Origin of the sequence: Cytobacillus firmus NBRC 15306 (genome assembly GCF_001591465.1) — a bacterium.
GTDB lineage: Bacteria > Bacillota > Bacilli > Bacillales > Cytobacillaceae > Cytobacillus > Cytobacillus firmus.
On sequence record NZ_BCUY01000131.1, the window covers coordinates 1 to 6,616 of the forward strand.

General features: G+C 41.6%; 10 protein-coding genes and 1 pseudogene. 5 read left to right on the top strand and 6 right to left on the bottom strand.

Features of this window, described 5'->3' with window-relative positions:
* The first annotated feature begins 1 nt into the window (after position 1).
* The 5 genes and pseudogenes from BFI01S_RS20425 to BFI01S_RS24165 all read left to right on the top strand — a co-directional run bounded on the left by BFI01S_RS20425 (position 2) and on the right by BFI01S_RS24165 (position 2,082).
* The gene (locus BFI01S_RS20425; protein WP_082804574.1) at positions 2-469 is read left to right on the top strand and encodes an RNA polymerase sigma factor; all 468 of its coding nucleotides are present in this window, start codon (positions 2-4) and stop codon (positions 467-469) included.
* On the top strand, positions 444-1,052 hold the full coding sequence (locus BFI01S_RS20430) for a hypothetical protein (RefSeq protein WP_061794235.1): 609 nt from the start codon (positions 444-446) through the stop codon (positions 1,050-1,052). Before BFI01S_RS20425 ends, BFI01S_RS20430 begins: the two co-directional genes overlap by 26 nt.
* Before the next feature lie 36 nt (positions 1,053-1,088).
* A pseudogene (locus BFI01S_RS20435) lies at positions 1,089-1,424 on the top strand (carbohydrate ABC transporter permease); the annotation flags it as partial.
* On the top strand, positions 1,421-1,843 hold the full coding sequence (locus tag BFI01S_RS24160; protein WP_235831242.1) for a carbohydrate ABC transporter permease: 423 nt from the start codon (positions 1,421-1,423) through the stop codon (positions 1,841-1,843). The pseudogene BFI01S_RS20435 and the gene BFI01S_RS24160, both read left to right, overlap by 4 nt.
* Positions 1,807-2,082 (top strand): ABC transporter permease family protein, encoded by a 276-nt coding sequence (locus BFI01S_RS24165; protein WP_235831243.1) that lies wholly within the window; start codon positions 1,807-1,809, stop codon positions 2,080-2,082. The genes BFI01S_RS24160 and BFI01S_RS24165 overlap by 37 nt, the downstream gene beginning before the upstream one ends.
* A 34-nt stretch (positions 2,083-2,116) precedes the next feature.
* Here the strand turns inward: BFI01S_RS24165 and BFI01S_RS20445 are convergent, their stop codons facing one another.
* The 6 genes from BFI01S_RS20445 to BFI01S_RS20470 form a co-directional block, all read right to left on the bottom strand.
* Positions 2,117-2,857 (bottom strand): hypothetical protein, encoded by a 741-nt coding sequence (locus tag BFI01S_RS20445; RefSeq protein WP_061794236.1) that lies wholly within the window; start codon positions 2,855-2,857, stop codon positions 2,117-2,119.
* A 147-nt stretch (positions 2,858-3,004) separates the two neighbouring features.
* Positions 3,005-3,772: a TatD family hydrolase gene (locus BFI01S_RS20450; RefSeq protein WP_061794237.1), complete on the bottom strand. Its 768-nt coding sequence runs from the start codon at positions 3,770-3,772 to the stop codon at positions 3,005-3,007.
* A gap of 12 nt (positions 3,773-3,784) precedes the next feature.
* Positions 3,785-4,519, bottom strand: a complete 735-nt coding sequence (locus tag BFI01S_RS20455; RefSeq protein ID WP_061794238.1) for an ABC transporter ATP-binding protein — start codon at positions 4,517-4,519, stop codon at positions 3,785-3,787.
* Positions 4,516-5,283: an ABC transporter permease gene (locus tag BFI01S_RS20460; RefSeq protein ID WP_061794239.1), complete on the bottom strand. Its 768-nt coding sequence runs from the start codon at positions 5,281-5,283 to the stop codon at positions 4,516-4,518. The genes BFI01S_RS20455 and BFI01S_RS20460 overlap by 4 nt, the downstream gene beginning before the upstream one ends.
* The gene (locus tag BFI01S_RS20465; RefSeq protein WP_061794240.1) at positions 5,280-5,573 is read right to left on the bottom strand and encodes a thiamine-binding protein; all 294 of its coding nucleotides are present in this window, start codon (positions 5,571-5,573) and stop codon (positions 5,280-5,282) included. The genes BFI01S_RS20460 and BFI01S_RS20465 overlap by 4 nt, the downstream gene beginning before the upstream one ends.
* A 14-nt stretch (positions 5,574-5,587) precedes the next feature.
* Positions 5,588-6,592: an ABC transporter substrate-binding protein gene (locus BFI01S_RS20470; RefSeq protein ID WP_061794241.1), complete on the bottom strand. Its 1,005-nt coding sequence runs from the start codon at positions 6,590-6,592 to the stop codon at positions 5,588-5,590.
* Positions 6,593-6,616: the final 24 nt, after the last annotated feature.

The following is a 6,616-nucleotide window of genomic DNA, read 5'->3' on the forward strand; positions in this document are numbered from 1 at the left end:
GATATTTCTTCTCGTAAATGATAAGGAAGTGGCCGAAGATCTGACACAAGACACCTTTATCAAAGTCTACAAATATATGAATCAATTTAATGGTAAGTCCCAGATCTTTACCTGGCTTGTCCGGATATCAAGAAATGTAGCCATTGATTATTTGCGCAAAAAAAGCAGATTCAAATTTTTCTCAATAGAAAAATTCCAGCTCCAATCAGATGAAGATACTCCTACAGAGATAATGATTAAGGGTGAAAAAGTTACACTCTTATATGAAGCAATCCGCCATTTGAAATTAAGCTACCAAGAAGTGCTTATACTGAGAAAAATAAAGGAGTTTTCCATTAAGGAAACGGCCGAAATCTTGAATTGGTCTGAAAATAAAGTGAAAATCACCACTTCCAGGGCACTCGCGGCGCTAAAAAAAGAATTGCAAAAAAGGGGGGAAATCCATGAAGAGCTCATTCGAATCCGATAATTCCTTTCGAGAATTGGGACGTATTCCGCGGTCGCAAAAGCAAAAGCAGGAGAGTCTGCAAAAAATATTGAGCGGCATTGAGGAAAAACCTAAAAGAAAGAAAGCTATTTTTCCGAGGTTTTTATCTGCTGCCGCTGTAATGGCAGCTTGTGTCATGTTCGCTTTCATTATTTTTTCTGAGGATTCTATTACCAGAGGCAGCAGCAGTTCCGAGATGCTTGGAAATAGTTTTATAAGCCAAACCACTATTGCTTTTTCAGAAACTGAGAAATCCTTCTCTGCCGACGGAAAGTATACGGCTGAAACCGCGACTGTAAAAGATCCAAAGTGGGAAAGCACAGCAAGAAATGCCATAAACTCGGCAATTCCCGCAGAGGCAGTCATTGATGCCAAACCATCTTATGATATCCAATTTATTTTAAAGGGGAAGGACCCTGTAAAGATGAAAGTCTGGAATGAGCAAGGCAAAGTTTATTTCAAGCTAATGGACAGTGAAGAGATTTTTTCAGTTCCTGCCGCTGAAGGTGCCATATTTATGGAATATTTAGAGGCAATCGCACAAAGCATTCAGAACACTCCGTAATTTGACTCCTGTAAGGGGTCTTTTTTTTATGAAGCAGCGGATCTGGATGGGGCAGGTGTAATGCAGAAATTTTTTTATATCACATTGCCGATGATTTCACCGATCATTTTCTTTGATGTGCTGACAAGAACGATCGGTTCATTTCAAATTTTCCAGGAGGCTTATGTCATGACGGAGAATGGAAGCGGAGGACCTGGAAATTCACTTTTGTTCTATAATCTTCATATGTGGAATAATGCGTTTGAGGTGTTTGACATGGGCTATGCCTCTGCAATGGCCTGGCTGCTGTTTATTGTCGTCATGATACTGACAATCATTAATATGAAAATCGGTAAAAGATGGGTTCATTATGAGGGAGGAGATGATAAATGAGAACTGCTGCAGCACCGAAGTTTTATGAGACGAAAAAATTCAAAGATAAAGTAAAGCAGGCGATTGTTTTCATCGTTGTATTAGCAGGAAGCGTTATTGTCAATTCGCTGGTTGCTTATGCCTTTGCGAAAATCCGTTTTAAAGGAAGAAATGCTTTGTTTATAGTTGTGTTATCAACCATGCTGATCCCAGGGTTTGTCACCATGGTGCCTCAGTACATTTTATTCTCCAAGCTTGGCTGGGTAAATACATATCTGCCGCTGATTGTTCCGGCCTTTTTGGGGAGTGCCTTTTTCATCTTCCTGCTTCGTCAGTTTATGATGACCATTCCGAATGAACTTATTGAAGTAGCTGTTCTGGACGGTGCAAATCATATTCAGATATGGTGGCATATCATAAGCCAGCGCTTATTACTGTAGCCATTTTCTCATTTAATGGCGCGTGGAATGACCTTCTTGGCCCGTTATTATATTTAAACGATGAAAGTCTCTACACCCTTCAAATCGGTCTTCAAACCTTCAAGGGAACTGTACAGACACAATGGCATTACCTGATGGCCATGTCAGTCATGGTATTATTGCCTGTAGTGCTGTTATTTTTCTTCTTCCAGAAGCACTTTATAGAAGGTTCGAATATCGCATCAGGCACGAAAGGATAACAAAACGGCTAAGCGATTCGCTTAGCCGTTCTTTTCATTGTATAGGGCAATAGGTTCTCCATTCTCCGTCAACGCACACCTTATGGCGGGGAACATAGCATTCAATGACCACAGAATCCGGATTCAGCCCGTTTTCTTCAAGCTGGAATGATACTGAAGCTTCAGACCCAATGTTAGCGGATGAGCAGGGATACCCGCCGCGCCATTCATACTTTGTACAGTAGTAGCATAGCTGGCCGGATGCTTTGGCTTTATCGGAAGAGACTGTATTGCTTTTGGCCGCTTCTTTAATCAGCTGTGTTTTTTTCAATTCTACTTCTGTTAAATAATCAGTAAAGGTGCTGTCTTTTGAGATATCTATCTTGGTCTCTTCCTCAGATTTCAGGTCTCTTACATAAAAAGCCTGATCCTCAATAAGCCTGCTGTAATCAACCAGCCGCACTTTTAATTCCTTCCCGGACTCAAAGGAGAAAGATAGAAGAGACGAGAAATTTACGAGAGCTTTTTCATCTAAGGAGATATTTTTTTCGTTGTATTCAATTTCATATTGCACTGTCCAGCCATATTGTTTTCCTTTTTCATCAATAAGAGCTTTTGGCTGGGTGGAGGCATCTTTTAATATAGAAGATTTGAATTCCTTAAACTCATCAGATTTCAACACATCTTTCATGAAATCTTTCTCAGTCAAATCAGCAGTACTGCTTTTGGGCTGTGCAGAAACATTGCCTGAGAAAACTAGTAAAATAGTCAAGAATAAGAAAATATACTTTTTCATCACATACCTCCTAAAAGTATTGTCCAATATAAGATTAACCTATATTTCCAAAATTAGGAATGGTACGAAGTGATTATATTTATCTAGTAAATTTTATCTAATCTTAATAAAAAAACTGCCTTATGGTAAAAGATTCTTTAAGGCCGATTAATCAATATTATAGAAGCTTTTTGTATTATCATATAGCTTCTTAATGGCGATGCTGAAAGATATTTCTTTTAGTTCAGCAAGGGCACTGATGGAATCGGCCATCATGGATGGGTGGGTAGGTTTGTTTTTAAAAGGGCCTTCGAATTCCCATGGACCGTCTGTTTCTGCCATCAATTTATCCAGCGGGTAATCCCGTACTAGGTCCTGTATTTCTTTTTCATACACGATATCTGGAGTAAAGGAGATGTAATAGCCATTGGAAATCAGCCTGCTTGCTGCTGCAGTGTCACCTTTAAACCAGTGGAAATGAGCCTTTTTAATTGAATGCTTTTCCAATAAATTGCATACAATCGGTGCATCATCATAAATTGCATGGAGGACAATTGGCTTATCCCGCCTTTTAGCAAGCTTAATGAACTCTTCGAGAAGTTCAATATATCCTCCAAGCTGCTTTATCCCTTCAGATCGTAAATAGTATGGAAGGCCAACCTCGCCAACAGCAGCCATCTGCTCTGTGTGAATCTTTATCCAGCTGAAAAGCTCTGAAATATCATAATCACTGGGCAGAACCTGTTCAGGATGAAAACCAAAGGCAGGTTTAACAAAGGGATAAATTTCTGCAAGAGCAAGGTTTCTTTTGCAGGATGCTAAATCGCTTGAAACTGTCACTAGTGAAAGCTGAAACGGCAGCTCATGAAACATTTTCTCTAAATCAATATTGCTGTACTTATCAAGATGAATATGGGCATCAATATACTTATCCACTGCTATTGCCTCCTAATGATTTTTCAGCGCATGATGGATGCTTCTTTTGCATTCAAGAAAATTTTTATCCAGGAAAATTCCCTCCATTCGCGGCCGCCCAAAAGGAACTTTAAATTCTTGAACCACTTTAGCAGGCTTGCTGCCGAGTATTAATATTCGATCAGAGAGGTAAATGGCTTCTTCGATATTGTGAGTGACAAACAGAATCGTCGGCTTATGTTCATTCCAAATATCGAGAAGCCATTTTTGCATATCAAGACGGGTAAGTTCATCCAAAGCTGAAAAAGGTTCATCCAGCAGTATGATTGGCTGCGGGCTTAATAGTGCCCGGATGAAGGCGGCCCTTTGCTTCATGCCTCCTGATAATTCATGTGGAAATGCATTTTCATAGTCACCGAGTCCCGCTTTTTGAAGCATTTTTCTGGCTGTTTCCGGATCGGCTTTCCCCATAATTTCCTGGCCAAGCAGAACGTTCTGGAGGGTGGTTCTCCAGGGCATCAGGGAAGGTGTCTGAGGCATATAGCTGATTGAACCGCGTTTGCCGCTGATCTCGACATTCCCCAGTGTAATGGACCCTTCATCAGGCAGGAGCATTCCGCCAATCAGGTTGAAGATAGTGCTCTTTCCGCTGCCTGATGGACCTAAAATGGAAACAAACTCTCCTTCATTTACTTGAAAACTCAAATTGCTTAAAACTCGATTTGAATCAAAACTTTTCGTTAGAGAATTAACCGATAATTGTATCATTTCCTGCCACTCTCCCTGGACTTCCATTTAATCAGCAAACGTTCAGCCAGTAATATTCCCCCAAAAAACAGCAAGCTTAACAGCATAATCGCAAAAATGGCAACAAAAACACGGTCTGTCCGAAATGAAGAAGAGGCTAAAGTCATAAAAACACCTATTCCTGCTTTAGCACCGAGCCATTCGGATATTACAGCACCCATCACACTATAGGTTGCGGAAATTTTTAGCCCTGAAAATAAAGAGGGAAGGGAATATGGAAGCTCCAGCTTCCAAAACAACTGTCCTCTGCCGGCTCCTGCCATCAGCATATAATGCCTGAGTTCTCCCGGAGTTTGCCGAAAACCATCCAATGCTGCAACAGTAATGGGGAAGAAGCATACCAGCGTAATGACAATGAGTTTTGGAAGTATGCCAAATCCAAACCATACAACCAGTAAAGGAGCCAGAACAATTATTGGCACATTCTGTGAAAGGATGAGAAGCGGGTAAATAGACTCTCTTATAAAAGGCAATAAGTGCAATATAACAGCTGTAAGCAATCCGATGGCAGTGCCAATGGCAAATCCACATAGTGAAAGGAGGACTGTCGATTGAAGATGCGGGCGGAAGCCCTCCCAGCCCATAACAGCCTCCTGAATGATATCTGTCGGGGGAGGCAGGAGCCAAGCAGGGACTTCTGCCAGATTTACCGCCATCTCCCAGAGAATGAATAAAAGGAGGAGAACCGCAGCCGGCCTCCACCCTTTTCTGAATACATTGATCATGGACGGTACTTCTCCGTTAAATCACTCATTTCAATTCCAGCGGGCTGAAAGAGAATTTTAACCTGTGAGATTACGTTGCTGCTGCCTTTTTCAATCATTTTTCTGTTCATGTCCGCAATGATTTTCAATAAGTGTTCTAAATCGCCTTCCATTGTTGTTTCAAGGGGATGCACTTCGTACTTAACACCTGATTGCTGAATGATACTGATTGCTTCATCCACGTATGGTATAACATTTTCCCCATCTTTTGTTTTTGGTATGATTTGAATGCTTACAAGTGCGTTTGCCATTTCATAAACTCCCCTTATTCCGGCAGGAAATCATTTGTAAATGCTTTGCCGGCATCTAATTCTTTATCTAAAAGACCATTTTCATGCATCCAGTCTGCATAGTTTTCCCAGACCTCAAGCTTTTGTTCTCCCCATCTGGCAGCATCGTCCTGATAGCGCGGGGATAGCCACTCCTGGCTCTTTTTGACCAATTCGCTGTCCAGGTCAGGAGCATTCTTTAACAAAATATCAGCTGCTTCCTCGGGCTGGCCGATTGCAAATTCATATCCTTTGGCTGCTGCATTTACAAATGCTTTGACAGTTTCCGGTTCATCTTCAATCATTTTTTCACTCGTAGCCAGAACAGGCGTGTAGTAATCCAGTTTTTCTGAGTAGTCTGTGAGGTAGACCATGTTAATCTTTTCCCCGCGAAGCTCAGCTTCTACACCTGTCCACCCGTAATAAATCCATGCGAAGTCTATATCTCTTTTAACCGCTGTAAAAAAGTCTGCATCTCCCATGTTCACAATTGATACCTTATCAGCATCGGCATTTTCCTTCTTCATTAGGGAGTCAATTACTGATTTTTCTACAGGAGCTCCCCACCCGCCATACGTTTTTCCTTCAAAGTCTTTCGGTGATTTAATGTTTTTTTCAGCAGGGGAGGCAAAACCGGAAGTGTTGTGCTGAATGACTGCCGCTATTGATACCAGCGGCACACCCTGTACACGGGCTTCCGTGATGCTTTCCTGATAGCTGACACCGAAATCAGCCTTGCCTGATGCCGTCAATTGATCTGCACCTGCTTCACCTGGCATGATAATTTCGACATCGAGACCTTCTTCTTTAAAATAGCCTTTTTCTTTTGCGGCATATAAGCCGGTATGATTGGTATTGGGCGTCCAATCCAGTACGACAGTAACTTCTTTCAATTCTTGTTTGCTGCCTGGATCTTCATTTCCAGTCTTAGCATCCTGGCCGCTGCCGGCACAGCCGGATAACAGCAGCATCGCAGAAATAACTGCTATACACTTTTTCATACAGAAACCTCCCAAAAAAGCTTC

Excerpts from the sequence above, each read along its gene's own strand:
- BFI01S_RS20430 (WP_061794235.1), top strand. The coding sequence starts at position 444 with ATGAAGAGCTCATTCGAATCCGATAATTCCTTTCGAGAATTGGGACGT.
- BFI01S_RS24160 (WP_235831242.1), top strand. The coding sequence starts at position 1,421 with ATGAGAACTGCTGCAGCACCGAAGTTTTATGAGACGAAAAAATTCAAA.
- BFI01S_RS24165 (WP_235831243.1), top strand. The coding sequence starts at position 1,807 with ATGGTGGCATATCATAAGCCAGCGCTTATTACTGTAGCCATTTTCTCA.
- BFI01S_RS20445 (WP_061794236.1), bottom strand. The coding sequence starts at position 2,857 with ATGAAAAAGTATATTTTCTTATTCTTGACTATTTTACTAGTTTTCTCA.
- BFI01S_RS20455 (WP_061794238.1), bottom strand. The coding sequence starts at position 4,519 with ATGATACAATTATCGGTTAATTCTCTAACGAAAAGTTTTGATTCAAAT.
- BFI01S_RS20460 (WP_061794239.1), bottom strand. The coding sequence starts at position 5,283 with ATGATCAATGTATTCAGAAAAGGGTGGAGGCCGGCTGCGGTTCTCCTC.
- BFI01S_RS20465 (WP_061794240.1), bottom strand. The coding sequence starts at position 5,573 with ATGGCAAACGCACTTGTAAGCATTCAAATCATACCAAAAACAAAAGAT.
- BFI01S_RS20470 (WP_061794241.1), bottom strand. The coding sequence starts at position 6,592 with ATGAAAAAGTGTATAGCAGTTATTTCTGCGATGCTGCTGTTATCCGGC.